The following is a 24,743-nucleotide window of genomic DNA, read 5'->3' on the forward strand; positions in this document are numbered from 1 at the left end:
TTTTGGACAAACAGAAATTGTATAGAAAAGCAAATGAAAATGTTTTAATCACCCCGATTTATATTTTCGGACTAATTAGCATTTCCATTTTGCTTTTTTCTTGTAAAAAAGAACTTCCTCCTACCAATAAGAAGAAAGTAGAATTTCCAAGCCGTACATTAATTAATGCGAATATTATCAATAGAGATTCAGGGCGAATTTCGATGAATGTTCGTTCACCATTAATTGAAGAATATACGACGGTTGATTCGCCTTACACGGTGTTTAGAAAAGGATTAGACCTCGATTTTTATCAAAAAGGACAAATCAAACCAGGTTATTTTCAGGCAGATTGGGCAAAATTGAGCGATGCGACAGGAATCTATGAAGGTAGAGGAAATGTAATTATTGTGAATGAAAAAGGTGATTCGTTGAAAAGCGAACAATTATTTTGGAATAAAAAAAACAAAACGGTTTACACATCGAAAGAAGTTTATTTAATTAGTAGTGAAGGCGATTCGTTAACAGCGAAAAATGGTTTACAAGCTACAGATGATTTAGAAAGTTATACTTTATTCAATAATCAAGGATTTAAGTACGTAGAGGATAATCAAAAATTCTAAAAAACGTTAAAAAAATGATTAAAAAAGCGAATACTTGTCGCTTCTTCTATTTTATTATTCAATGTATTGTCGTATTTTCGCCACCTATTATAGAAATAACATTAAAATAAAACAATGGCAGTTTTAGGAGAAATTCGTAAAAAAACTTGGCTGATCTTCGTTGTAATCGGAGTTGCAATGTTAGCTTTCGTTGCAGGAGATTTATTCGGGGAGAATTCAAAGATTAAACAATTATTTACTGGAGATCCGTCTGTAGTTGGTACAGTTAACGGAGAATCTATTGGTATTGCAGAATATCAAAGTGCATACGATCAAACACAAAAGATGTATGAAAACCAAGGTCAATCTGCAACTCCAAACCAAATTGCTCAACAGACTTGGAATAGCTTGGTTAGCCAAAAAGTGTTGAAACAACATGCAGAAAAATTAGGTTTAAGAGTTTCTGATGATGAATTCTGGAGTTATGTTGCACAAAACTTTGGAATGGCATCTGGTGCAGAAGCACAGCAACAAATTGCTCAATTAGAAGCTAACGCTGCTGCTAGTCCAGAAGCACAACAACAATATAGAGCTTGGTTGCAAACTGCTGAACAAATAAAATTACAGATTTTATCTCAAAAATATTTTGGCTATGTAATGGCTGGTACAGCGGTTACAAATAAAGAAGCTGATATTCAACAAGGATATAACATCTCTAATGCGAATATTCAATATGCTTTTGTTGACTATGCAACTTTAGCTAAAAAACTAAATGTGAAAGTTACAGATGAAGAGATTTCTGCTTACGAAGCGAAATATCCTAAATTGTTTAAAGCAGAAGGATTAGTGAAATTAAGTTATACTTATTTTCCTGCAGGAGCATCTGCTGCTGATGAAGCTGTTGCTTTGGCGAACATCAAAAAATATTTGTCAACACAAATTGTTCATGATGAAGTGAATAATGTAACAGATACGATTCAAGCTTTTGGTTCGGCAAAAAGCGATTCAGTTTATGTGACTCAAAATTCTGAGAAACCATTTATTCCAAATTTCTTTACGAAAGCAGAATTGGAGCAAGCACAATTAGGTACAGAAGCAACAAATTTCTTAAAAACTGCTGCAGTTGGACAAATAGGAGGTCCTTTCAAAATTGGAAATACGTACCAGTTATATAAACTTTCTAAAGTAAAAGAAGTTAAAGATTCAGTAAAATCAAGCCATATCTTAGTTGCATTTACTGGAAGCGCAGCAGGAAATGGAGTAAAACGTACAAAAGAAGAAGCAAAGAAATTAGCAGAAGAAATTTTAGCTCAAGTAAAAGCGAATCCATCTTCTTTTGGAGAAGTGGCGTCTACTAAATCTGATGACAAATCATCTGCTGTACAAAAAGGAAGTATTGGTTGGGTTGGTAAAAACAATCAATTGGATCAAACTTATAACGGATTTATTTTTACGAAACCGGTTGGAACAATTGACTTGGTTGAATCACAATTTGGATACCATATTATTAAAGTTGATGAAGCGAAAAATAAAACGGCTTATCAAGTTGCAAACATTGTGAAAACAATAGAGCCTTCTAAAGCGACAACAGAAAAAGCATTTACAAGTGCAAGAACATATGTGCAGAATGTAGAAGGAAAATCGTTGAAAGATTTCCAGACTTTAGCAAAAAAAGGAGGTTATTTAAATAATACGACAGAAGGTATTGAGCGTTATGCTGCAATTGGACAAGATATTCCAAATGATCAAGATGCTGATATCTTAAAATGGGCTTTTGATAAGAAAACAGATGTTGGTGCATCTAATTTGTTTACATCTTCAACAGGTGACTACATCGTTGTTCATTTAGTTGAGAAATTTGACAAAGGTTTAGCTCATCCAAGTGTTGTTCGTCAATATGTAGAGCCGGTTTTGATGCACGAAAAAGTTGCTAAATTGGTTGATGAGCAAGTGGCAAATGGTGGTTTAAATGCTTTTGCATCTAAGTTCGGAGCGAAAAAAGGAAATGCGACAGTTAACTTCTCTAATTCTAATTTAACAGGAATTGGTTTAGAGCCTAAAGTTGTAGGAGCTGCGTTTGGCGTAAAACCAAATCAATCTTCTAAAGCAATTGCTGGTAATGCGGGAGTTTTCTATATTATTCCTTCAAACCAACAAATTCAAAAGAATCAAAAAGGTTCAATGATTTTGGATAATTTAAACCGTCAATTACAAGGACGTTTCCAACAAACATTGTTACAATCATTGATTCAAGCTGCTGATGTGGTTGATAACCGCGACAGAGCTTTACGTTAAGATTCAAAAAAAAAATCTTATAATAAATAAAACCGTTTGAACAATTGTTCAGGCGGTTTTTGTTTTATATTTAAGGAGAAATTAGATTTATGAAAATAATTAACTTTAAATTCTTTCTTTTTTTTGGTGGAATAATATCTTTAATTTCTTGTGAATCAATTATAAGATTTAAAGGTAATGTTTATAATTCTGAAAATGAACCCATTTCAAATGCTAAGATAACCGTATTATTGAGAAAAAATGATACTATAAAAAAGGTGGGATTTATATTAGATACAATTCCGGTAGAAGAAAGAGATAAATTAAGAAAAAAGGGTACAAAAGACGATTTATATATTAATGCAATAGGAGAATATTATAAACCGAAGATATTGTTTACAGATAAAAATGGCTTTTTTAATACTAGAACAATATTAATTCCTTGTGGTTTTAAATGTCCTAAAGTTAATTTGATAGTAGAGAAAGAAAAAAATAAAAAAGTTATTTTACTAAATAATAAACTTGACAGGGATAGTATGAATATTATTTTAGATTAATTTTTTATAAATAATAAAAGCATCAATTGAAAATTGATGCTTTTATATTCTATTTATCAAACCCATTCGGATATTCGCCTTTTACATGCTCTATTTTCGCTTCTACAGCTTTTTGTAAATCTTCTTGGTATTGGATTAATCTTTCTTGTAAAGTAGGATTTGTTGCTCCTAAAATACGCGCAGCCAAAATTCCTGCATTCTTCGCTGCATTGACAGCAACTGTCGCAACCGGAATACCGTTTGGCATTTGCAAAATAGATAGAATAGAATCCCAACCATCAATTGAATTTGACGATTTAATTGGAACACCAACCACAGGAAGTGGTGTAATTGAAGCAACCATTCCTGGTAAATGCGCAGCACCTCCTGCACCGGCAATAATCACATTTATTCCACGTTCGTGAGCTGTTTTAGCATAATCAAACATACGTTGTGGCGTACGATGTGCAGAAACAATTGTTAATTCGAACGGAATATTTAATTCTGTTAATAGATCAGCAGCTTGTTTCATGATAGGCAAATCGCTATCACTTCCCATTATAATTCCTACCATAGTTGTTACTTTTTCGCTACGACTTTCACCGTTGCATTGACTTGTTTTATGTTTTGTTTTAATTGTTCTAAATCATCGTTAACCAATGTAACGTGTCCCATTTTTCGACCTGGTTTTGTGATGGTTTTTGCATACCAATGCAAAAATGTTCCTGGAATTGTCAATAATTCTTTAATATTTTCAATTTCTGCTTGTCCGGTTTGCCCTTCAGCTCCAATTAAATTCACCATTGCAGAAGTTGTAAACAATTTTGTAGAACCAAGTGGCAATTGCATTAACGTTCTTAACATTTGATCGAATTGTGATGAATATGCCGCTTCAATTGTTGAGTGTCCAGAGTTATGAACGCGTGAAGCAGTTTCATTTACCCAAATGGATTGGTCTTTATTTAAGAATAATTCAACTGCGAAAACTCCTGGGGATTTTAATGCTTTGACAACATCGCGAGCAATTTGTTCAGCTTGGTTCGTGACATCTTTCGGAAGTATGGAAGGCATCAATAAATAATCTAATAAATTATATTCTTCGTTAATGACAAACTCTACAGTAGGATAAGTAACGATATTTCCTAAATGGTCGGCAACTGCAACAACAGCAATTTCACGATTCAAATCTGCTGGAGTTTCAAAAATGGAAGGCGACTGAAGCATTTTATCCAAATCATTCTCTGACTTCAAGAATTGTACACCTTTTCCGTCATAACCGTCTTTTCGGGATTTTTGGAAAATCGGATAATTGATATCTTGTTTTGATTTTAATTCTTCCCAATTGTCTAAACCAAAATAAGGCGCAGTCGGAATATTATTGTTGACATAAAATTCTTTTTGAACTCCTTTGTCTTGAATAATCGCTAACGCTTCAGGATCCGGAACAACGTGCTTCCCAATTGATTTTAGATAACGCAACGCCTCAACATTTACGTGCTCAATTTCAATTCCGATCGCATCTAAATCTTTTCCAAATGAAACAACTGTTTCATAATCTTTGAAATCGCCCTGTACAAAATGATGTGCATGCGGTGCGCAAGGCGCATCAGCAGCCGGATCTAAAATACTAATTTCACAAGGATATTGTAATGCATTTTGCAAAAACATATACCCCAATTGTCCTCCTCCTAAAATTCCGATTTTTATCATATTGCGAAGTTAATGAATAATATAATTTCTACTTTTACGAGAATTAAAAAAGTATTGACGAGATGTTAACAAAATGGAGCAAAGTTTTGTTCTTTGTATTTGCAGGAATTTATTTGACGAGTAAAAGTTTTTATCAATATTTTATATTTGATATGTTGGTGCAATATTCTATTTATGCATTAATTATTGCTTTTTTCTTATGTCTGATTTATAATTACTCGATTCGAAAAGAAGAGAAGAAAAATATTTTGTGGCTGGTCCCTCTTGTAGCGATTCCAATAATTGTTTACCAAAGCATAGGATATTTTTATTTCGGGGAAAATGCAAAAGGAGAAAAGCCCAATTTTAAGATCACATCAATTAATATTTTTTCTCAGAATGAAGATTTTCACTATTTGAAAAATTATTTATCAAAAGAGAAAAGTGATGTAATTATTTTACAAGAACTGACTCCTACTTGGCAAAAGCATGTTGAGTTTATCAGAAAAGAATATCCTTATTTTAAAGAAGAGGTTAGAAGCAATAACTTTGGAATTGCAATTTATTCTAAGATTCCGTTTACAAAGGTTTCTACAAAAAATTATATTGACGAAATGCATCCTTCTATTTTAGCCGATTTTCTTGTAAATGGAAAACCTGTGACTATTTTGGGAACGCATCCTGTTCCGCCTTTACCTAATCAAGCACGTTTTGAGAGGCGAAACAAACAATATGAGTTAATGAAGCAAGAAATAGACGCATTGCCAAATGAAAACATTATTTTAATAGGAGATTTAAATTCGACAATTCATTCTCCAAATTTTAAGTTGGTACAATCAGAAAAATTAAAAGATGCTCGTGCCGGTTTTGGCTTACAAAACTCTTGGAATGCTTTTATTCCGGTCTTTCGTACAAATATTGATCAATGTTGGGTTTCAAAGAAAATAAAAGTAACCAATTTTTATAGAGGAGAAGATATTAAATCAGACCATTTTCCAATAGTAGCGGAATTAAAAATAGAATAATTTTTTTTCAATTTATGGAGATCAAAAAAGAATGCTTATTTATATAAGCATTCTTTTTTATATATAGGTAGAGTTAGGTTTTTAATACTATAAAGAGCTCTTAAATTATTCATTTAATAAGTCTGTGTTTGAAGAATAGACAACGCCTAATTTCATAGAGATTATTTTTTTTGTGAAGGTATAGTAGTCATTTAACTAGCATAAGAGGGAAGATTAAAAAATGTAGACGATTGGTAGATGTTTTTTTTAAAAGATGTAGACATTATGAGATGTCAATTTTTTTGATACTTTTTTTCTGTGCATTTACTTTGCTAAAATAAATATTAAATGTGTAATCTATTTGAGATTTATATCAACTAGACCAGTTGATTTTTTATTGAAAATCAATTAATCTATTTTTCTATTACTAAACCCGAAAGCCTTCATGTTTTTACTGAAGGTTTTTTAACATTTACAGAGGATCACAATTAAAGTTTTTTGAGCTAGTTTTTAGATTTCAAAAAAATAGCTACCTTTGAGCCTCAATCGAAAGGGGTGCTTCTAGTAGAGGCTGAGATTATACCCAAGGAACCTGGGCAGGTAATGCTGCTAAGGGAAATGGTACTTCACCAAATTACATTCGCGCGTAAATTATAAAAGTGTAAGATGGCTCCTTTCATAATGTTTATTAAAATAAATTATGAAAAGGTCGATTTTTTTATTGTCATTATTTGGTGCATCAATTTTATATGCACAAGAACATGACTCAATTCAAAAAGAAGAAATTCAACTTCAGGAAGTCTCTATTGTAGAGAAACTACCGATTACTGTAGAGAAAGTAACGGATAAAATGTTACAGAAAAGGAATTTAGGTCAGGATATTCCTGCTTTATTAAATACTGCTACTTCAGTTTCAACCACTTCCGATACAGGAACAGGAATAGGTTATTCATCCGTTAGAATACGTGGACTTAATGAGCAGTCAATTAATGTCACTTTAAATGGTATTCCTTTAAATAATGCAGAATCTCAAGGTGTTTTTTGGGTTAATATGCCAGACTTGGTTTCTTCAACAAGTTCTATGATTATTCAGCGAGGTGTTGGAACTTCGTCGAACGGAATGGCTTCATTTGGAGCAAGTATCAATATAGATTCGCAGAATCCGTCTACAATTCCTTTTGCAGAGGCCAATATTTCTTTCGGAAATTTTAAAACTCAAAAATATACAGTTCAGGCTGGTACAGGAAAAATATTGAATAATAAATTAAGTATTGATGGGCGTTTTTCTAAGATTGATTCGGACGGATATGTGGATCGATCTTGGGCAGATTTGATTTCGTATAACTTCACAGCCTTATATGAATTGAATGCTAAAACAAAATTTCGATTCCAGAATATGTTTGGTAAAGAACAGACTTATCAGGCATGGAGTGGTGTTGATGCAGAAACCTTGAAGAAAGATAGAACATACAACTCAGAGGGTGAAATAGAAGATGAGGAAGGTAAAGTGATTGGTTTTTATGATAATCACACAGATAATTATAAGCAGAATCATTATTTTCTTTCATGGTTACAAGACTTTGGGAACAATTGGAAATCTAATTTAACATTTCACTATACAAAAGGGAAAGGATATTACGAGAGCTATAAAAATAAACGAGAGTTGAAACGCTATAAGATAACCGGTTATGAAAATGAATCACGTAACCTAATTAACCGCGAATATTTAGACAATGATTTTTATGGATTTAATCTTGAAGTTGAAAATCAAAGACTAAATGATTTTAAAGTCTTTTTTGGGTTATCTGCAAACCAATATGATGGAGATCATTACGGTACTGTTTTATGGGTGAAAGATATCGAATGGGACAATAAAGATTTTAAATATTATAACAACAGATCCGTTAAAAAACAACTCGCAGCCTATGCAAAAGTGTTGTATCAACTGAATAAATTTGAGCTATTTGGAGATTTACAATATCGTTTTGTAGATTATGATGCAAAATATTTACCGAATGGGGAGAACAAGAGGGAAGATTTTGAACCATTTTCTGATACATTCAATTTTGTGAACCCAAAAGCAGGGGTTAATTTTAATATTAATCATTCAAATGTTTTATACGCTTCTTACGGAATTTCACACAGGGAGCCTTTGAGAAATGATTATGTGGATTCTAAATCCAAACCAAAAGAAGAATTTTTACAAGATTATGAATTAGGATATAGAAAAATAGGGCAACTTTCTTTGAGTGCCAATTTGTACTATATGGATTACCGAAATCAATTAGTTGCAACAGGTGAGTTGAATGAAGTAGGAGCACGAAAACGTATTAATTCAGGGAGAAGTTATAGAAGAGGAATAGAGTTGGATGTGAATTATAAAATTATTCCTAATCGATTGAATGTTTTTGGAAACTTGACTTTAAGCCAGAATAAAAATATAAATTATGAAGAAGAAGTTTGGGACAAAGAAGGCCAATCTTCTATTAAGAATTTTGGAACAACAAAAATATCAATGTCGCCAGAAGTTATTTCTGCTTTTGGATTCGAAGTTTTTCCCATCAAGAATATATTGATTAATTTATCAAATAAATATATCGGAGAACAATATTTATCCAATACAGAACCTGTAGACGGTAAACTCGATAGTTATTTGGTATCAGATTTATTGATTCGTTATTCTCCTCAAATAAAAGGAATCAAGAATCTTGAATTTTCATTTTTAATCAATAATCTATTTGATGTAGAGTATGAGTCAAATGGGACTTATTATGGAAAGGCATCTTATTTTCCACAAGCCGGAATTAATGTTTTGGGTGGAGTCGGAATAAGATTCTAATTGTATATAAAAGCTCCTGGAAACGGAGCTTTTTTTATTCTTCAAAATAATCCAATGGGATTTGCCAAAGCTCATTTTTGTTCTTTTCTCTAAAAAAATCCAAATGACCAATTTCGTCTAATCCATATTCTTTCGGAATAATATTTAATCGTTTCTTTTTTGCATTTTTTAGAACCAGTGTCGCAAATAAATCGACAGATTTTGGTGTCGCCATAAAATCATCATCCAAACTAATAATCAAAACAGGTTGTGTAATTTCCTCATATAAATTTTGAGTTTCATTGGCATACCCTAAAATCGATTTTTCGTTCAAAATTAATTTTCTCCAATCGCGAGCAATTCCATGTGGAATAGGTTCGCCCATTCCAACTTTTTGAGAAGGAAAGAATCCATAAAATCTAGATAAAACCGGAATGGCTATTCGAAAAAAGAAATTGACCTTTGGTTTATCTTTCTGGTGAAAATTCTTAATGTAGCCGTATTGAGAACCAATTGTGATTATTTTTGCGTAAATTTTATAAGCGCGGGTCAGTCCAATCATAATTCCGCCAATACTATGACCAATCAAGTATTTTTCATGAGTGGGATAAAATTCTTCTATATATTGCGTTAATCCCATAAAATCTTTATCAGCCCAATCGATAAAATGGGCTTCAAAACCTTTCATTTTTTTAGGTTTAGAATCTCCAATTCCGCGATAATCATAGGTGAAAACTAAATAACCTTTGTTGGCTAAAAAAGTAGCATACTTTGTATAAAAAGATTGTTTAACACCAATTGCAGATGAAATCACAATAATTTTTTTTGTTGCATTGTTTTCTCCGAATGAGGTGGCAGCAATTTTGAATCCGTCAGATGTTTCAACTTGAAAAGTCTTCATATGTAATTGGTTTGAATGCTAAAGTTAAAATTTTATATCAAAACTTTTTTATAAACTGGAAACATCATCTAAAATCTTTATTTTTACTCCATAATTTAAGACTCAGATGAAAAATTTTTTCAGCATATTTTTAATAACAACTTTTTTAGTTTCTGTTTTTTCTTGTAAAGAAGACGACTCATTGGCAATTTCTCAGGATCAATTATTACGTGGGAATAAGTGGCAGCTGAAGCAAACCGTAAAAATTTCAGGAACGAAAACCATTGTTGATAAATTATTAGCCTGCGAGCGACAATCGACATTGGATTTTAGAGATGTAGAAAAATATTATGCCGTTTCGTATAAAACGATTGAAGGAAACTGTACAGAAACTCAAGCCGAAGGTAAATATGTTTATGAAACAGCTAAAGATAAAAGACGTTTGAACTTGACTCCTGTTAATGGAGAACCTAAAACATATTATATGTTCGAGATAAGTCCTAAATCGCTAATTTTACAGGAAGAAATTACTGAAAATGATTCGTTAAAGTTGATGCAATATGTTTATCAGACTTCAAAATAAAAAAAACGTCTTCTGAATTTCAGAAGACGTTTTTTTTATTCAAACATTTTTCGTGTAATAAAATCTTTTTCCAAGTTCCATCCACGGGCCGGAGAATATTCTCTTCCGTAATAAATGATTTGTATATGAAGTTTATTCCATAATTCTTTTGGAAAAATCTTCTTGGCATCTTTTTCTGTTTCTTCTACGTTTTTTCCTTTTGTTAACTTCCATAATTTCATTAAACGATGGATGTGTGTGTCAACAGGAAAAGCCGGATGACCAAACCATTGTGACATCACAACAGAAGCAGTTTTATGCCCAACTCCTGGTAAAGCTTCCAATTCTTCGAAACTTTCAGGGACTTCTCCGTTGTGTTTTTCAAGTAAAATTTCCGATAATCTTTTGATATTTTTAGCTTTTGTGTTTGACAAGCCAATTTCGCGGATATAATATTTTATTTCATCTACTTCTAACAACGACATTGCTTTTGCGTTAGCGGCTTTTGCAAATAATTCCGGTGTCACCTGATTCACTTTTTTATCTGTTGTTTGGGCAGATAATAAAACAGCAATTAATAATGTAAAAGCATCTTGATGGTCCAATGGAATAGGCGGTACAGGGTATAATTTCTCCAATTCATCAATCACAAACTGGATACGTTCTTTCTTTAACATCATAAGTTCTGAAACTTTTTGTGTAAAAATAATGAAACATCTTTTATAATAAATCATTAAAAAAGATTCTCATGACAATTAATAAAATGTCTTTCTGATATAAAAGAAATCTAGATTAAGATTATTTAAATTTCTGACTATAAAATTCAAAAGATCTTGTCACATCAAAATAGACATCAAATTTATCACCATCTTCATTTTCTGATGATAATAAATCATAAGATCTTCCTTTGTCATTTAGTAAAGCCTGTTCATTCACTTTTAACCCAAAAAGATTTATTAAAGTATATTCGTGTCTGGCATTTATAACATCAATTGCATTTTCCATTGATTTTCCATCTCCCGTTAATAAAATTGCATCTATTAATGTATAATACATTTTTAATAATTTTTTAACCATGGTCTCATCCTCATCCAAAGAATAGATAATAGCTAGAGTTTCAATACTATTTATATTTACAAAAGGTTTTTCCTTGTAAAGGGAAGTGTAATATTTTTTTAGAGTTTCGATGTCGGTTTTATTTGGTTGACTATTTTTTTGTTCAATTTCTTGAATTTTTTTTGGATGTTCGATGATGTCAAAAACATCAAAGTTTTTCTGAAAACTATAACCATAATATAAACGATACATATGTTCTTTTGTTAAGGTTGTATCCATTTTCTGAAACCGATCCATTAAAGTAGAATAGTAATATTCAGAATTTTTATTTTTAATTTCTTTTTCAATTGTTTTATAATCAACTTTTCGAAATTCAGTATCCTGAGCAATTATAAAAGAACATAATGAAAAGAATAATGTAGCTAGAAATGTTTTCATCGTTTAGTTTTTTATAAAGATAACTTTTTAATCAAAATTATAGTATAAACATTCAGCGACTTGTTTTGACGTCATAAGGTATTACATTTGTAGTATCAATAAAAGATTAATTAGTTAAATCAATTATGATTTGAGATTTAATGATTATTTTTACGAGAAGTTCTAAAGACAAATCAATATGTTAAAAGTAGGAGATAAAGTTCCGGATTTTAAAGGAATAGACCAAGAAGGGAATGACATTTCATACCAGGATTATGCCGGTAAAAAATTGGTTGTTTTCTTTTATCCAAAAGCAAGTACACCTGGTTGTACGGCTGAAGCATGCGATTTGCGGGATAATGAAAATGCGTTGAAAGCGCAAGGTTATTATTTGGTAGGAGTAAGTGCAGATTCAGTAAAAAGACAAAAGAATTTTGCAGAAAAAAACAATTTGCCTTTTCCATTGATTGCAGACGAAAACCATGATGTATTAAATGCATTTGGAGTTTGGGGACCAAAGAAATTTATGGGACGTGAATTTGATGGGATTCATCGTACAACATTTATCATTGACGAAAATGGCATTATCACTGATGTGATTGAAAAAGTAAAAACAAAAGAACACGCAAAACAAATACTAGAAAATAAAAAATAAGATAATGAGCGATTTAGATAATAAAAAGAAAGCACTTCAGCTGATTTTAGATAAAATGGACAAAGCTTACGGTAAAGGAACTGTAATGCGTATGGGAGATTCTGCTGTTGATGATAAAATAGAAGTGATTCCTTCGGGGTCTTTGGGATTAGATTTAGCGTTAGGAGTAGGAGGGTATCCTCGTGGACGTGTGATTGAAATCTATGGACCAGAATCATCAGGTAAAACAACGTTGACATTACATGCAATTGCTGAAGCTCAGAAAGCTGGAGGTATTGCGGCTTTTATTGATGCTGAACATGCATTTGACCGTTTTTATGCTGCTAAATTAGGGATTGATGTAGAAAACTTGATTATCTCTCAACCTGATAATGGAGAACAGGCTTTAGAAATTGCAGACAACTTGATTCGCTCGGGAGCAATTGACATTATTGTGATTGACTCTGTGGCTGCTTTAACCCCAAAAGCGGAGATTGAAGGGGAAATGGGTGATTCTCGTATGGGATTACAAGCTCGTTTGATGTCTCAAGCACTTAGAAAATTAACAGCAACAATCAATAAAACAAAATGTACGGCGATTTTTATTAATCAATTACGTGAGAAGATTGGTGTAATGTTCGGAAATCCGGAAACAACAACAGGTGGTAATGCATTAAAATTTTATGCTTCTGTTCGTTTAGATATTCGTCGTTCAACGCAGATTAAAAATGGAGATGAAGTGATCGGAAATCATTCGAAAGTAAAAGTTGTTAAAAACAAAGTTGCTCCTCCATTCCGTCAGGCAGAGTTTGATATTATGTACGGTGAAGGAATTTCGAAAGTGGGAGAAATTTTGGATATGGGTGTTGAGAAAGGAATTGTCAACAAATCCGGTTCTTGGTATTCATACAATGATAGCAAACTTGGACAAGGTCGTGATGCAGTAAAAGAAGTGCTGAAAGATAATCCTGAATTAGCAGAAGAAATTGAAGCGAAAATTGTTGCTTTGATCAAAGGTGAGCCTATAACAGGAGAAATTTCTGTTGATAACCCGGCAGATGAAGAAGCATTATTTGAAGAAAAATAATTCTTTTAGAATTTTTATATGATGATTTTAAGCTCTGAGGAAACTCAGGGCTTTTTTATGATTTTTAAAGATGAACCTTCATTAGAATTTAAACATGGAAGGAGTATCAGCTTCACCAACTTCAGAAGTTCGAGTGAACAAGACTTTTGAGCTTCTATTGAATGATTTCAAAAGTTTCGTAAATGAAAAAAAACGGTAGACCAACTTGGTTTACCGTTTTAATATTATGATAAAATTTCTAAATCAGTTTTTAAAATCCATAAAGAGTTCTTAATCGGATTATGATTAATCAAGTTGAATTGATCCAAATTTGTGTCAAATAAAACTAAAACACGTTTAGGGAAATTTTCATTTTTTTCGTCGATTATTTTTCCTGATTCTCCTATTAATAACCAATAATTAATTTGTTTAGATCTCTTTTTGTTCTCGAATTTACCTAAAAAAAGATTTTAATTTCACTTTTTTGTTTAGGGAATGCATTACTCCAAAATATATTTCAATTTGTAGCCAAACATGCCACGGTCTTTGATCATATCCGCAACCCCTTCCGGACATTCCTTTTCCCAATCTTGTTCAGCATTGGCAATTTTTTCTAAAATTCGGCGCGAATAGGAATCTAAATAACCCCGGTTGTAATTCAAAATATCTTGAATTCGTCCATTGTACAAGAAGTATTTGTACAATTCGTGTACATTATCGCTTACTTGTAGATTTTTAGAAGTCAATAAAATATCTTTTTGTTTGTCTAAATATGGGTATAAATAAACCTTTACATTTTTCTTGAATAATTTTCCAAAGGCTTCCATAATTCCGCCCGGCAAATCAGCATAATATTGTTCATTGAATATTTCGACCAGATTATTAACCCCCATTGCTAAACCAATTTTGGTTTGATTTCGGGTGAATTTCGAGAAATAATCGACCAATTTATAATATTCAGAAAAATTAGAAATAATAACATTATGACCTAGACTTCCAATAATATCGGCACGATCTAAGAAATCGCGCTCGTTTAATTCACCTTCAAAACCACAGGCGATTAAGTTAGAAAGTGTAATTTCAAATAGAATCTCAGTATTATCAGTTCGAACATCGTCTTCCTGTTTAAAAATTTCTAAACCACCTTTGAACATGTCCATGTTGACATTCATAAAAGGACGAAAAGACCCACGAATAGCGAAAATGTTTTTTTTGTATAATAAATCTGCAGGTAATATATTTTTCCCTTGTGGGCTAAAAACTGCGACATCAGTCATTCCGTTCTTAACCAACTGAAGAGACATTAAGCGATTGTCAACATATTTGAATTGTGGTCCGCGGAAATTAATCATGTCAATTTCCAATTGATCTTTATCCAAAGTATCATACAGAGATTTGATTAATTTTCGGGGATTGTCGTAGTAATAGTAAGCTCCATAAATTAAATTAACTCCCAGAACACCTAGGGTTTCCTGTTGCAGTTGAGCAGAATTTTCTTTGAATTTTACATGGAAAATAATTTCATTTGCTTTTTCTTCTTCTGCATTCAATTTGAAACGTAAACCAATCCACCCTTGACCTTCATTCTTCTTTGAATAATCAATCGTTGTAACAGTATTTGCATAGGTGAAAAACGCTTTTTCTTTGTAATGATCATGAACAAGGCGCTCTTTCATCAGTTCCATTTCATGATCCAACATCTTTTTCAAGCGCGCTTGTGTTACATAACGACGATTTTCTTCTACACCATAAATCGAATCAGACATTTCTTTGTCATAAGCACTCATCGCTTTTGCAACTGTACCGGAAGCAGCTCCTGCGCGATAAAAAAAACGAACGGTCTCTTGACCAGCACCAATTTCTGCAAAAGAACCGTATATTTTCGGATTCAAATTGATCTCTAAAGCTTTTTGTTTAGGAGTAAGAACTTGTTCTAATGCCATATTTTAATTTCAAATAGTTTGTGGTAAATTTACCAAATCATTATGGCTAAATCAAATATAAGAATACATTTTTTAGGAACAGGAACTTCGCAGGGAATTCCGGTTATAGGGAGTAATCATCCTGTTTGTTTATCAACGAATCAAAAAGATAAGCGACTGCGTTCCTCTTTGTTATTAGAAAAAGATGGTAAAGTTATTACGATTGACAGCGGACCGGATTTTAGGCAGCAAATGCTGCGCTATAATGCACAAAGATTAGATGGTATTCTTTATACACATGAGCATAATGACCATGTAATGGGATTGGATGATATTCGTCCGTTAGTTTTCAAATCCGGAGAAGATATGAACGTGTATGGGTTGAAACGAGTATTAGATGAATTGCATAATCGTTTTCCATATATGTTTGCAGAACATAAATACCCTGGGGTGCCAACGGTGATTGAAAACGAGGTTGAAACAGCGCAATTTTCTGTTGCCGGATTTAATATTCAACCCATAAAAGTGATGCATGGTTCATTGCCTATTTTAGGTTATTTAATTGATGATAAAATAGCGTATTTGACAGATGTAAAAACGGTTCCCACCGAATCTCTTGAAAAACTTCGAGGTGTGGAGCTTTTGATTATAAGTGCATTACGAGTGGAGCAAGAGCATTTTTCACACATATTGTTGGATGAAGCGATTCGTTATTCAGATCTGATCGGAGCCAAGTGCACATATTTTACGCATATTTCGCATCATTTGGGATTTCACGATGAAGTAGAGAAACGATTACCAAAAGGTAAACATTTGGCTTACGATATGTTAGAAATTAATCTGTAAAAAGTTTGGAAAAACATTTGGAAAAATAAATAAAGTAACACTATATTTGCAGTCCATAAAGGCTCGGATGGCGGAATTGGTAGACGCGCACGACTCAAACTCGTGTTCCTTTGGAGTGTGGGTTCGATTCCCACTCCGAGTACTAGATTAAAGCTCGAAACAAATGTTTCGGGCTTTTTTTATAATGTACACTTTCCTTTGTGTATAATTTTTACATCAAACTTTCTGCCTCTGTCATCTATAAAAGTAGTTTCATTTTCATAAAATTCAGGGAGTTTGTAATGAGATCGATCTAACCAGCCTCCATTTGGCCAATTAATCTTCTGAAGATGATTATTTTTAGCAGTTATTGTTAATTGGTATGTTTTGGTTTCTTCTCTCATTTTTATGCGGACTTTTGCACAATAGGTTCCATCTTCAACATTGTCATTTAAATTATGTGAATCTGAAGTTGACGAGCACCCAAAAATTAGGATAAAACAAAAAAGTAAAAATGTTATTTTCATAAATTGTCTATTTAATCTTGACTTAACAATCAGATAATATTTAATTAAGCTATTCAAAAAAATCTTGAAGTAAGTTTGCTGTAACAAAATCCTCATGTGTTAATTTATATCATTTTTCAAAATTACTTCTCTTTGCGGGAAGTTTTTTTGTTTTTATATAAAAAGAGCCAAGCTGACAGCCATGATAAACATTCCGAATACAATTCCGTAAGTAGATAATTTTTTTCCGGCATATTCCTTTGCTGTAGGAATTAATTCGTTGATGCAAATATAAACCATCATTCCGGCTACACCTGCGAAAATTGCTCCAAAAATAGATTCATCGAAAAACTGCAGTAAAATAAAATACCCAATTAATGCGCCAATAGGTTCTGTTAACCCAGATAAGAATGAGTATAAAAAAGCTTTTTTTCTGTTTTTTGTTGCGTAGTAAATTGGTATGGCAACAGCAATTCCTTCAGGAATGTTATGAATTGCGATGGCTGATGCAATCGAAATTCCATAAGTAGGATTTTCTAATGCAGATAAAAATGTTGCCAGACCTTCAGGAAAATTATGAATAGATAAAGCTAAAGCTGAAAAAATTCCTAAACGTAAAAGTTTTTGATCATGAGTTTCAGATTGTTTTTCATCGGGATGTTGATGAGGTAAAATTTTATCAATTAAAATAATAATCAATATTCCGGTAAAAAAACCTAATAAGGTATAGGTGTAACCCAATTTTTCTCCAAAAACAGAAGATAATGATAGTTTTGCTTTCGTTAGAATTTCAACAAAAGATACGTAAAGCATCACGCCAGCAGAAATTCCGAGCATGATTCCTAAAAATTTTGGATTGAATTTTTTGTAAAGTAAACATAAAATGCTACCAATTCCGGTGCTGATTCCCGCAAGGAAAGTTAAACTAAAGGCAAATATCAAAGGGTTTGAAAACATTAATTTAAATAAGTTAGATTAATCTAACAAATGTAAAGTTTTCTTTGCTTTGAATCAAAATAAATTAACAACAGAATAATTTTTCAATGTAATTTATCAATTGTTGTCTTTTTTGAAAAGGATAAACTTATTTTTGTTCCGTTAGTTTTTAGATAAATGGAACTTTTAGACAAAAATATTCAAAGCGATTTGTATCGCACAACTTTAGAATTGATTTCAACCTTTGGATTTTCGAGTTATTCGACAACAATTATTACTACACTTGTATTGTCAATAGCCCTAGTCATCATTTTATATGTGATTGATTTTCTATTTAGGAAAGTGCTGTTGTTAGTTTTGACGAACGTCATTCGTAAGAGTAAAACAAAAATTGACGACTTATTGGTCAAAAATAAAGTCTTGCAATTTGTTACACATATTGTTCCGATAATTGTAGCCCAAGAAGCAATTCCTTTAATTTTTAAGGGATTTCCAAATTGGATAAAAATTGCGATGCAAATAACAGATGTAGCGTTGGTTGTCGCTATAGGCTTGCTGTTTAGTGCTGTGTTTAAAACATTCAGAGATTTTCTTCGAAGCAAAAAGTCGTTTGCAGACAAGCCAATAGATAGTTACCTGCAAGTGATGAACATTTCATTATTCTTTGTTTGCGGAATTCTTATTTTTTCGATTGTAACCGGAAAATCACCACTTACATTTTTAGTTTCATTGGGTGCCGCTTCGGCAATTTTAATGTTAGTCTTTAAAGATTCAATCTTAGGTTTTGTAGCAAGTATTCAGGTGTCCATGAATGATATGGTTCGAGTTGGAGATTGGATTGAGATGACAAAATATGGTGCAGACGGAACGGTAATCGAAATTAATTTAGGGTCTGTAAAAGTTCAGAATTTTGATAAAACCATTACAACTATTCCTACTTATGCACTGGTTTCAGATTCGTTCCGTAATTACAGAGGAATGCAAAATGCAGGAGGTCGCAGAATAAAACGTTCAATTAATATTAAAATGAATTCGATTCGTTTTGTGACAGAAGAAGAAATAGAGGAGCTGAAAAAGATTAAAATGTTATACGACTTTATTGTTGACCGTTCAAGTGAGATTGAACAATATAATCTTTCAAATAAAGTAGATCCGACAGTATGGGCAAATGGGAGGCGAATGACAAATATAGGTTTGTTCCGACAATATATTAAGACTTATACGTACAACAGTCCAAAAATTAGAAAAGATTTGATGTTTGAGGTTCGTCAGCTCCAACCAACAGAACATGGATTGCCGATAGAATTGTTTATGTTTACAAATACAACTGTCTGGAATGAATATGAAGTCATCATGGCAGATATTTTTGATCACATTATTGCAGTTGTTCCATTTTTCCATTTGGAGATTTTTGAATCTCCATCTTCAAATGATATGCGGGAAATAGCAGAAGCATTGAAAGAAAGTTAAAATCCAGGCAAAGAAGCTGAACATTAATGTTCAGCTTCTTTGCCTGGATTTGGTTTCTCCATTAAATTAAACATTAACTTTCTTAGTTTCTGGTACATGAAGGATGTCAATAAAATTAAAATTCCTAAAACAATGAATGAAACAATTCTGAACACGTTACTCATTTCCCAGACATCAACGAGGTAAAGTTTTAAAATAATCAATCCAAATAAAATAATTCCAACAATAGGAAAACCTTTTAGTTGATTCTTCAACCCGAAATAAATCATTCCAAATCCTAAAACAGCCCAAATAATAGGCAATAATATCATTCGGAAAATATCTGCTTGATGAGTAAAATTTGCTGAAGCTTCATCAAGTGTTATGAGCATAAATGCATTATATTTCTCAAAACTAATGACATAAACCAAGATAAACATCGTTGCAATTTGTAGTGCTTTAGAGTTTTTGAAGTCTTTATTTTTTACAAGTAAATAGATGATATAGGCTGTCGGGAATAAGTAAGTTATGTAAATGAAATAACTGCTTGTACTAAAATTTTCGCGATAAGTTAATGATGGTATTTCGGCAAAAAGTGGTAAAAGTAAGACACAAAAACCAGCCGAAATTTGCAGAAGAAGTTGTAGTGTATTGCCTAAATTGAACTTTTTGCGCAAAGTTAAAATGAATGCAATAAAGAACAAGGTGTAAATCAAAACATAACTTATCATCAGCATAAAGTTAAAATAAGGTTCAATCTGGTAAATTAGTTCGAACAGAATTCCTGTATACATCAATAAAAGAGATGTCGAAATGAAAATAAATTTTGAATGCGTTAATTTGAACCCTAAAAATTGTTCTTCTGTTTCAAAATCTTTCATCAAATAAATATTTGCAATCGAACAAACTAAAGCAATAAAACTTGTGCTGAAAACAGGATTGATAATAATGGGTAAACGATTGTTACTGTGAATGTAATCAAACCAATTGATACTTAGTGCAATAAAAAAGAAAGGAAATAGCGCAATGAAAAATATTTTGAAAATGTTTTGATGACTCTTTTTCCAAAGAAATAATAACAAAGTTGATTCTATTGCAAAACATACGGAAACAACATTGGCCTCAAATTCTAATCCAATTGCTGTTGTGATTAATGAAATGCTTAATCCAATGAACGTATTTTGTAACAAAGCCTGCTTTGATGATTTGTAAATGTATAATGCTCCCAACGCAGTCATCAATCCAAATATAAAAGCAATCAAACCGTTATGATCTCCAACTTTAAAATAATAAACAACAGAAATTAAGATGGTCGAAAGAATGGTATTAAAAATGAATAAAAGACAATTCCAGACCGAGAATTCTTCTTTTTTTAAATAATTGATGAAACTTGTTATAGTAAATATAATATAAAGTAGCGCAAAGAATAAAAATTGTACGTTAGATTTGGAATGGCTAATCCAGGCAATACTGTAAATAAAAGTGAACGAAAAAGCAATGAACGAAATAACTTGCCAGTTTTTTCGCCAGGACATATACAACATGCTAAGATTTAAAATAACCAGATAGCCAAACAGAAATACGAAATTACTTTCGCCTGTACTGATCATTAGCGGAGCGGTAAATCCACCAATAATAGAGAAAATTGCTACTACTTGACGATTGTACAACATTGCCATGACAATAGAAAAAACAGTGACAATTGTGAGTAATATAAAAGTAATGTTTTGAGAAAATAAATGATATTCACGAAAAGCAATGGTTAGTGTAAAATATAAAACGGTTAATCCGCCGCCAATCAAGATAGAAGAAAATATGTCGAAGTTTTTCCTGATTTTATGAGCGGTTCCAATAATTCCTAAACCAAGAACTAAACCAATCATTACGCGGAAAGTTTCATTAATCCAATTTTGATCGATGGCATATTTTACAAAATAACCAATACCAAGAACCAAGGTTACAATTCCGAAAATTGTCAAAAAATTGTCTTTAATAAAGACAATAGCATTATGAAGGTTTTTATCAAAGTTACTTTCATCGGGTTGAGGATGTGATTGCGTTTTTTCAATTAATTCTTCGAGATCAGATTTTTCTATAGTTTCTTTTTGATAAGAAATTGACTCAGGTTGAGGTGTGATTTTTTCTTCAACAACTTCTGGCTTTTGAACAATTGGTTTAGATTTTGTTTCCTGAGTATTTAATTGTTCTTGTAAATCTTTTATTTTGGTATCTTGATAATCAAGTTGTTTCTTCAGTTGTGTTGTTTTGTTAAACAAAATCACAAATAATGTAAGTATGATGACGGCAATGAAAAAATCCATAGTCTGTTTTTTTTAGGTAAATTGAAGTTAAGCTTTTTTTCAGAATGCTTAAAATTTAATTCCATATATACCAAAATCATTGTGTTTTCGTTATTCTACAAAATCTTTATTTTTGCCCAATGTTTAAAAAGCTAAGTACATTATTGTTTTTTGCGCTGTCGTCTTCGATCTTTGCGCAAGATGGAACGCGTGTTTACGAGTTTTTGAACATTACAACCTCTCCGCGTCAAGCTGCTCTGGGTGGAAATGCGGCGACTTCTTGGGATGCTGATCCTAATTCATCTCTTTGGAATCCTGCATTAATGAATCGTGATATGCATGGTCAGTTCGGAATTAATTATGTGAATTATATTGCAGACGTAAACTTTGGTACATTTTCGACTGTTTATGAAATTGATAAAGAAAATTTTGTCTCTGTACATGGGCAATATGTTGATTATGGAAAATTAATTGGGACCGACGAAAATGGAAATGTAACAGGAAATTTCAAAGCAAATGACGCGGCCATTACAGTTGGTTATGCTCGAGTTTTAGGCGATTACTGGACAGTTGGGGCAAATTTAAAATATATTAACTCTACAATCGAATCGTATAAGTCATCGGCTATTGCAGGTGATGTAGGTCTTTCTTATCATGATTTCGATAAAAATATCAATGTTTCGTTAGTTGTTCGTAATATTGGAGGACAACTCCAAACGTACAACGGGAAGAAAGAAGATATGCCAACGCAAGTCAATTTAGGAATTTCACACCGTTTGGAACATGTACCGTTAGAATTTACCTTTTCTCTGCACGATTTGCAGAAGTTTGATATTTCACAACCTTACAATAAAAATGGTCAAGAAGTTTCAGCCGGACGGAAAATAATCGATCATGTTTCAGTTGGGGCAGAGTTATTTCCGGAATCGGATTTTAATATGCGTTTGGGATATAATTTTAAACGAGGAAATGAATTGGCCGCAGAAGGAGTGCGTTCATTATCTGGTTTAACATATGGTTTTGGAATTCGAGTGAATGCTTTTCGTTTCGAATTTGGGCATGCTAATTATCATAAATCAGGAGGGTCGAATCATTTTGGATTAATTATCAATTTAGATCGAATTATCCAAGGACGAGATTATTGGAGAAGTAATCCTTGGTTATAAAAACTTTTCAAACAACTATAAAATATTATCTTTGTCTTCAATTTCTATTTTGATGAAAGAAAATTTAATTATTGCAATCGACGGATATTCTTCTACAGGAAAAAGTTCGATGTCAAAAATTATCGCAAAAAATCTTGGTTATACGCACATCGATAGTGGAGCAATGTATCGTGCAGTAACATTGTATGCTTTTCAACATAATTATATTATCGAAAATAAAATCGATGAACAAGCTCTGGTAGCGAATTTGTCAGCAATTAAGATAGAATTTAAACAAGACTCTTCAACTCAAAAGAATTTCACGTATTTAAATGGAGAAAATGTAGAGACAGCTATTCGGACAATGCAGATTTCTAAAATGGTTAGTCCTATTTCTGAGATTCCGGCAGTGCGTGATTATTGTGTCGCACTTCAACAAGAAATGGGTGAAAAAGGAAGAATTGTAATGGATGGGCGTGATATAGGAACAACAGTTTTTCCAAAAGCTGATATTAAAATTTTCGTAACAGCTTCGCCTGAAGTTCGGGCAAAACGCCGTTTTTTAGAATACCAGCAACAAGGAAAAGAAATTTCTTTGGATGAGGTACTGAAAAATGTAAATGAAAGAGATTATATCGACTCGCATCGAGAATATTCACCACTTCGAAAAGCTGATGATGCAATAGAAGTGGACAATTCTAATATGAATCTGGAAGAAACTGCTGATAAAGTGATGGAGATTATTAACGCTAGAAAATAGAATCTTCTGTAGCGGTTGTGAATTCTTCCAGGAATTTCATTCCTCTGTAAGAATTTCCTTTAGAATTTAATTTTGGACTCCAAACAGAAACAATATAATGCTTGGGCATTATAGCAACAATTCCACCACCGACACCGCTTTTTCCAGGTAAACCAACACGAAAGGCGAATTCTCCTGACTCGTCATAAAACCCGCACGTTTGCATAATAGCGTTGATTCTTTTGGTTTGACTGTTTGACAGGATTTCCTGATGATCAAATAAGTTTTTTCCTTTATTGGCTAAAAAAGAGAAAGTTTTGCTCAATTCTAAGCAGGTCATTTCTATTGAACAGATATGAACATATAAATCCAATACTTCATTAGGTGAATGGTGTATATTTCCTAACGATTTTAAAAAATTCGTTAACGCAGCATTTCTGTAAGCAGTTGTAAATTCACTTTCTGCAATCTTATCTGAATACTGAATGGTATTATTTCCGGATACTTTCCGTATAAAATTTAAAAAATATTCTTTTGGATTGTCGCAAATACCAATTAATATATCACAAACAACTAATGCTCCGGAATTAATGAATGGATTTCTGGGAATTCCTTTGTCAGACTCTAATTGTAGTAAAGAATTGAAAGGAGTTCCTGATGGCTCTACATCAACTCTTTCCCAAATTTTTTCTCCAATTTCTCCATACACTAAAGCTAGAAGCAAAACTTTTGAAATACTTTGAATGGAAAATTTTTCTTGATAATCTCCAAATCCAAATTGAAGCTGATCGATAAACAACAATGAAACACCGAATTTTTCACCATCTATTTTTGAGAGTTCAGGAATGTAGTTGGCTGTTTCTCCTATATTCTCTTCATGAATAACTTTTTGATAGATCTGGTTAATTATTTCAAAATATTCTTTTTCTCTGCAAAGCATAATAGATGTAAATACGGATGTGAATTTATTTAAATTGTAGGAGCAAAGTTAAGAGATTTGCTATACAAGATAACTCTCATTAAAATTAATTCTCCTTGTTTTCTACTTATTTCCCACGATTCAATAACCCGAATTTCTCACTTCTTTTTTCGAATAATCACAAATCGCCAGTCATTTTTTGGTTAACCTCTATAGATTTCGTGCTTGTTTTAGCAGGGATCTTCTTACTTTTCGATTTTAATTTATGTTTTTTTCAAAAATATTTAGCGATATAACAATGAGTTAGGGCTTTTGTGTAAAATAAATGTAAATTTCGTTTGGAGTTTCGGAAAAATGGGTTGTATATTTGCAATCCCAATACGAAAGACGAGTAGTATTGTAGTTGACATAGGAGCTTATAAATACCGGAAATTATTTAGTAGAACTAAATTTTGAGAGTTATAAATAAGTATTTAGTTTTGCGA

General features: G+C 32.2%; 22 protein-coding genes and 1 tRNA gene. 13 read left to right on the plus strand and 10 right to left on the minus strand.

Going from position 1 to position 24,743, the window contains the following annotated elements; genetic code table 11:
- Positions 1 to 2: 2 nt before the first annotated feature.
- From lptC to H277_RS0111170, 3 genes are all read left to right on the plus strand, one after another.
- Complete coding sequence (gene lptC / locus H277_RS0111160; protein ID WP_019975679.1) at positions 3 to 602, plus strand: LPS export ABC transporter periplasmic protein LptC; 600 nt, start codon at positions 3 to 5, stop codon at positions 600 to 602.
- 114 nt (positions 603 to 716) lie between these two features.
- Positions 717 to 2,876 (plus strand): peptidylprolyl isomerase, encoded by a 2,160-nt coding sequence (locus H277_RS0111165; protein ID WP_019975680.1) that lies wholly within the window; start codon positions 717 to 719, stop codon positions 2,874 to 2,876.
- An 89-nt stretch (positions 2,877 to 2,965) separates the two neighbouring features.
- On the plus strand, positions 2,966 to 3,412 hold the full coding sequence (locus H277_RS0111170; protein ID WP_019975681.1) for a hypothetical protein: 447 nt from the start codon (positions 2,966 to 2,968) through the stop codon (positions 3,410 to 3,412).
- 49 nt (positions 3,413 to 3,461) lie between these two features.
- Here the strand turns inward: H277_RS0111170 and purE are convergent, their stop codons facing one another.
- Entirely contained in the window at positions 3,462 to 3,965 is a 504-nt protein-coding gene (purE, locus tag H277_RS0111175; RefSeq protein ID WP_026357548.1) for a 5-(carboxyamino)imidazole ribonucleotide mutase, read from the minus strand.
- A gap of 5 nt (positions 3,966 to 3,970) precedes the next feature.
- Positions 3,971 to 5,101, minus strand: coding sequence for a 5-(carboxyamino)imidazole ribonucleotide synthase (locus tag H277_RS0111180; protein ID WP_019975683.1), 1,131 nt, complete (start codon positions 5,099 to 5,101; stop codon positions 3,971 to 3,973).
- 62 nt (positions 5,102 to 5,163) lie between these two features.
- Between H277_RS0111180 and H277_RS0111185 the strand changes: the two genes are divergently transcribed.
- Together H277_RS0111185 and H277_RS0111190 are read left to right on the plus strand one after the other, a co-directional pair.
- Positions 5,164 to 6,105, plus strand: a complete 942-nt coding sequence (locus H277_RS0111185; protein WP_019975684.1) for an endonuclease/exonuclease/phosphatase family protein — start codon at positions 5,164 to 5,166, stop codon at positions 6,103 to 6,105.
- A gap of 679 nt (positions 6,106 to 6,784) precedes the next feature.
- On the plus strand, positions 6,785 to 8,923 hold the full coding sequence (locus H277_RS0111190) for a TonB-dependent receptor (protein ID WP_019975685.1): 2,139 nt from the start codon (positions 6,785 to 6,787) through the stop codon (positions 8,921 to 8,923).
- A gap of 34 nt (positions 8,924 to 8,957) precedes the next feature.
- Here H277_RS0111190 and H277_RS0111195 read toward each other — a convergent pair whose 3' ends face one another.
- A complete protein-coding gene (locus H277_RS0111195; protein ID WP_019975686.1) occupies positions 8,958 to 9,803 on the minus strand; it encodes an alpha/beta hydrolase family protein in 846 nt (281 codons plus the stop codon).
- 106 nt (positions 9,804 to 9,909) lie between these two features.
- Between H277_RS0111195 and H277_RS0111200 the strand changes: the two genes are divergently transcribed.
- On the plus strand, positions 9,910 to 10,365 hold the full coding sequence (locus H277_RS0111200; RefSeq protein ID WP_019975687.1) for a lipocalin family protein: 456 nt from the start codon (positions 9,910 to 9,912) through the stop codon (positions 10,363 to 10,365).
- A 35-nt stretch (positions 10,366 to 10,400) separates the two neighbouring features.
- On the opposite strand, the gene nth is transcribed toward H277_RS0111200, so the two are convergent.
- Positions 10,401 to 11,021 carry an endonuclease III gene (gene nth / locus H277_RS0111205; RefSeq protein ID WP_026357550.1) on the minus strand — a complete coding sequence of 207 codons (621 nt, stop codon included), beginning with the start codon at positions 11,019 to 11,021 and terminating at the stop codon, positions 10,401 to 10,403.
- A 121-nt stretch (positions 11,022 to 11,142) separates the two neighbouring features.
- Positions 11,143 to 11,838 carry a DUF4919 domain-containing protein gene (locus H277_RS0111210; RefSeq protein ID WP_019975689.1) on the minus strand — a complete coding sequence of 232 codons (696 nt, stop codon included), beginning with the start codon at positions 11,836 to 11,838 and terminating at the stop codon, positions 11,143 to 11,145.
- Between the two features lie 172 nt (positions 11,839 to 12,010).
- Between H277_RS0111210 and bcp the strand changes: the two genes are divergently transcribed.
- Together bcp and recA are read left to right on the plus strand one after the other, a co-directional pair.
- Positions 12,011 to 12,472, plus strand: coding sequence for a thioredoxin-dependent thiol peroxidase (gene bcp, locus H277_RS0111215; RefSeq protein ID WP_026357551.1), 462 nt, complete (start codon positions 12,011 to 12,013; stop codon positions 12,470 to 12,472).
- A 4-nt stretch (positions 12,473 to 12,476) separates the two neighbouring features.
- On the plus strand, positions 12,477 to 13,538 hold the full coding sequence (gene recA, locus H277_RS18970) for a recombinase RecA (protein WP_019975691.1): 1,062 nt from the start codon (positions 12,477 to 12,479) through the stop codon (positions 13,536 to 13,538).
- A gap of 479 nt (positions 13,539 to 14,017) precedes the next feature.
- On the opposite strand, the gene H277_RS0111225 is transcribed toward recA, so the two are convergent.
- Complete coding sequence (locus H277_RS0111225) at positions 14,018 to 15,460, minus strand: hypothetical protein (protein ID WP_019975693.1); 1,443 nt, start codon at positions 15,458 to 15,460, stop codon at positions 14,018 to 14,020.
- A 42-nt stretch (positions 15,461 to 15,502) separates the two neighbouring features.
- Between H277_RS0111225 and H277_RS0111230 the strand changes: the two genes are divergently transcribed.
- Complete coding sequence (locus H277_RS0111230; RefSeq protein ID WP_019975694.1) at positions 15,503 to 16,285, plus strand: MBL fold metallo-hydrolase; 783 nt, start codon at positions 15,503 to 15,505, stop codon at positions 16,283 to 16,285.
- A gap of 61 nt (positions 16,286 to 16,346) precedes the next feature.
- A tRNA-Leu gene (locus tag H277_RS0111235) sits at positions 16,347 to 16,427 on the plus strand.
- Between the two features lie 37 nt (positions 16,428 to 16,464).
- Here H277_RS0111235 and H277_RS19755 read toward each other — a convergent pair.
- On the minus strand, positions 16,465 to 16,791 hold the full coding sequence (locus tag H277_RS19755; protein WP_146810782.1) for a hypothetical protein: 327 nt from the start codon (positions 16,789 to 16,791) through the stop codon (positions 16,465 to 16,467).
- 153 nt (positions 16,792 to 16,944) lie between these two features.
- Complete coding sequence (gene zupT, locus H277_RS0111245; RefSeq protein ID WP_019975696.1) at positions 16,945 to 17,727, minus strand: zinc transporter ZupT; 783 nt, start codon at positions 17,725 to 17,727, stop codon at positions 16,945 to 16,947.
- 156 nt (positions 17,728 to 17,883) lie between these two features.
- Here zupT and H277_RS0111250 point away from each other — a divergent pair, with 156 nt between their 5' ends.
- Positions 17,884 to 19,176, plus strand: a complete 1,293-nt coding sequence (locus H277_RS0111250) for a mechanosensitive ion channel family protein (protein WP_019975697.1) — start codon at positions 17,884 to 17,886, stop codon at positions 19,174 to 19,176.
- A gap of 23 nt (positions 19,177 to 19,199) precedes the next feature.
- Here the strand turns inward: H277_RS0111250 and H277_RS0111255 are convergent, their stop codons facing one another.
- Positions 19,200 to 21,476 (minus strand): DUF2339 domain-containing protein, encoded by a 2,277-nt coding sequence (locus tag H277_RS0111255; RefSeq protein ID WP_019975698.1) that lies wholly within the window; start codon positions 21,474 to 21,476, stop codon positions 19,200 to 19,202.
- A 119-nt stretch (positions 21,477 to 21,595) separates the two neighbouring features.
- Between H277_RS0111255 and porQ the strand changes: the two genes are divergently transcribed.
- Positions 21,596 to 22,621: a type IX secretion system protein PorQ gene (gene porQ, locus H277_RS0111260; RefSeq protein ID WP_019975699.1), complete on the plus strand. Its 1,026-nt coding sequence runs from the start codon at positions 21,596 to 21,598 to the stop codon at positions 22,619 to 22,621.
- Positions 22,622 to 22,673: 52 nt separating this feature from the next.
- Positions 22,674 to 23,360 (plus strand): (d)CMP kinase, encoded by a 687-nt coding sequence (gene cmk / locus H277_RS0111265; RefSeq protein ID WP_019975700.1) that lies wholly within the window; start codon positions 22,674 to 22,676, stop codon positions 23,358 to 23,360.
- On the opposite strand, the gene H277_RS0111270 is transcribed toward cmk, so the two are convergent.
- Positions 23,350 to 24,279, minus strand: a complete 930-nt coding sequence (locus tag H277_RS0111270) for a glutaminase (protein ID WP_019975701.1) — start codon at positions 24,277 to 24,279, stop codon at positions 23,350 to 23,352. The genes cmk and H277_RS0111270 overlap by 11 nt on opposite strands.
- Positions 24,280 to 24,743 lie beyond the last annotated feature (464 nt).

Source organism: Empedobacter brevis NBRC 14943 = ATCC 43319 (assembly GCF_000382425.1).
GTDB lineage: Bacteria > Bacteroidota > Bacteroidia > Flavobacteriales > Weeksellaceae > Empedobacter > Empedobacter brevis.

Bases quoted from the DNA above. Each gene is read 5' to 3' on its own strand.
- H277_RS0111165 (WP_019975680.1), top strand. From the start codon at position 717: ATGGCAGTTTTAGGAGAAATTCGTAAAAAAACTTGGCTGATCTTCGTT.
- H277_RS0111170 (WP_019975681.1), top strand. From the start codon at position 2,966: ATGAAAATAATTAACTTTAAATTCTTTCTTTTTTTTGGTGGAATAATA.
- purE (WP_026357548.1), bottom strand. From the start codon at position 3,965: ATGGTAGGAATTATAATGGGAAGTGATAGCGATTTGCCTATCATGAAA.
- H277_RS0111180 (WP_019975683.1), bottom strand. From the start codon at position 5,101: ATGATAAAAATCGGAATTTTAGGAGGAGGACAATTGGGGTATATGTTT.
- H277_RS0111185 (WP_019975684.1), top strand. From the start codon at position 5,164: ATGTTAACAAAATGGAGCAAAGTTTTGTTCTTTGTATTTGCAGGAATT.
- H277_RS0111190 (WP_019975685.1), top strand. From the start codon at position 6,785: ATGAAAAGGTCGATTTTTTTATTGTCATTATTTGGTGCATCAATTTTA.
- H277_RS0111195 (WP_019975686.1), bottom strand. From the start codon at position 9,803: ATGAAGACTTTTCAAGTTGAAACATCTGACGGATTCAAAATTGCTGCC.
- H277_RS0111200 (WP_019975687.1), top strand. From the start codon at position 9,910: ATGAAAAATTTTTTCAGCATATTTTTAATAACAACTTTTTTAGTTTCT.
- nth (WP_026357550.1), bottom strand. From the start codon at position 11,021: ATGTTAAAGAAAGAACGTATCCAGTTTGTGATTGATGAATTGGAGAAA.
- H277_RS0111210 (WP_019975689.1), bottom strand. From the start codon at position 11,838: ATGAAAACATTTCTAGCTACATTATTCTTTTCATTATGTTCTTTTATA.
- recA (WP_019975691.1), top strand. From the start codon at position 12,477: ATGAGCGATTTAGATAATAAAAAGAAAGCACTTCAGCTGATTTTAGAT.
- H277_RS0111225 (WP_019975693.1), bottom strand. From the start codon at position 15,460: ATGGCATTAGAACAAGTTCTTACTCCTAAACAAAAAGCTTTAGAGATC.
- H277_RS0111230 (WP_019975694.1), top strand. From the start codon at position 15,503: ATGGCTAAATCAAATATAAGAATACATTTTTTAGGAACAGGAACTTCG.
- H277_RS19755 (WP_146810782.1), bottom strand. From the start codon at position 16,791: ATGAAAATAACATTTTTACTTTTTTGTTTTATCCTAATTTTTGGGTGC.
- zupT (WP_019975696.1), bottom strand. From the start codon at position 17,727: ATGTTTTCAAACCCTTTGATATTTGCCTTTAGTTTAACTTTCCTTGCG.
- H277_RS0111250 (WP_019975697.1), top strand. From the start codon at position 17,884: ATGGAACTTTTAGACAAAAATATTCAAAGCGATTTGTATCGCACAACT.
- H277_RS0111255 (WP_019975698.1), bottom strand. From the start codon at position 21,476: ATGGATTTTTTCATTGCCGTCATCATACTTACATTATTTGTGATTTTG.
- porQ (WP_019975699.1), top strand. From the start codon at position 21,596: ATGTTTAAAAAGCTAAGTACATTATTGTTTTTTGCGCTGTCGTCTTCG.
- cmk (WP_019975700.1), top strand. From the start codon at position 22,674: ATGAAAGAAAATTTAATTATTGCAATCGACGGATATTCTTCTACAGGA.
- H277_RS0111270 (WP_019975701.1), bottom strand. From the start codon at position 24,279: ATGCTTTGCAGAGAAAAAGAATATTTTGAAATAATTAACCAGATCTAT.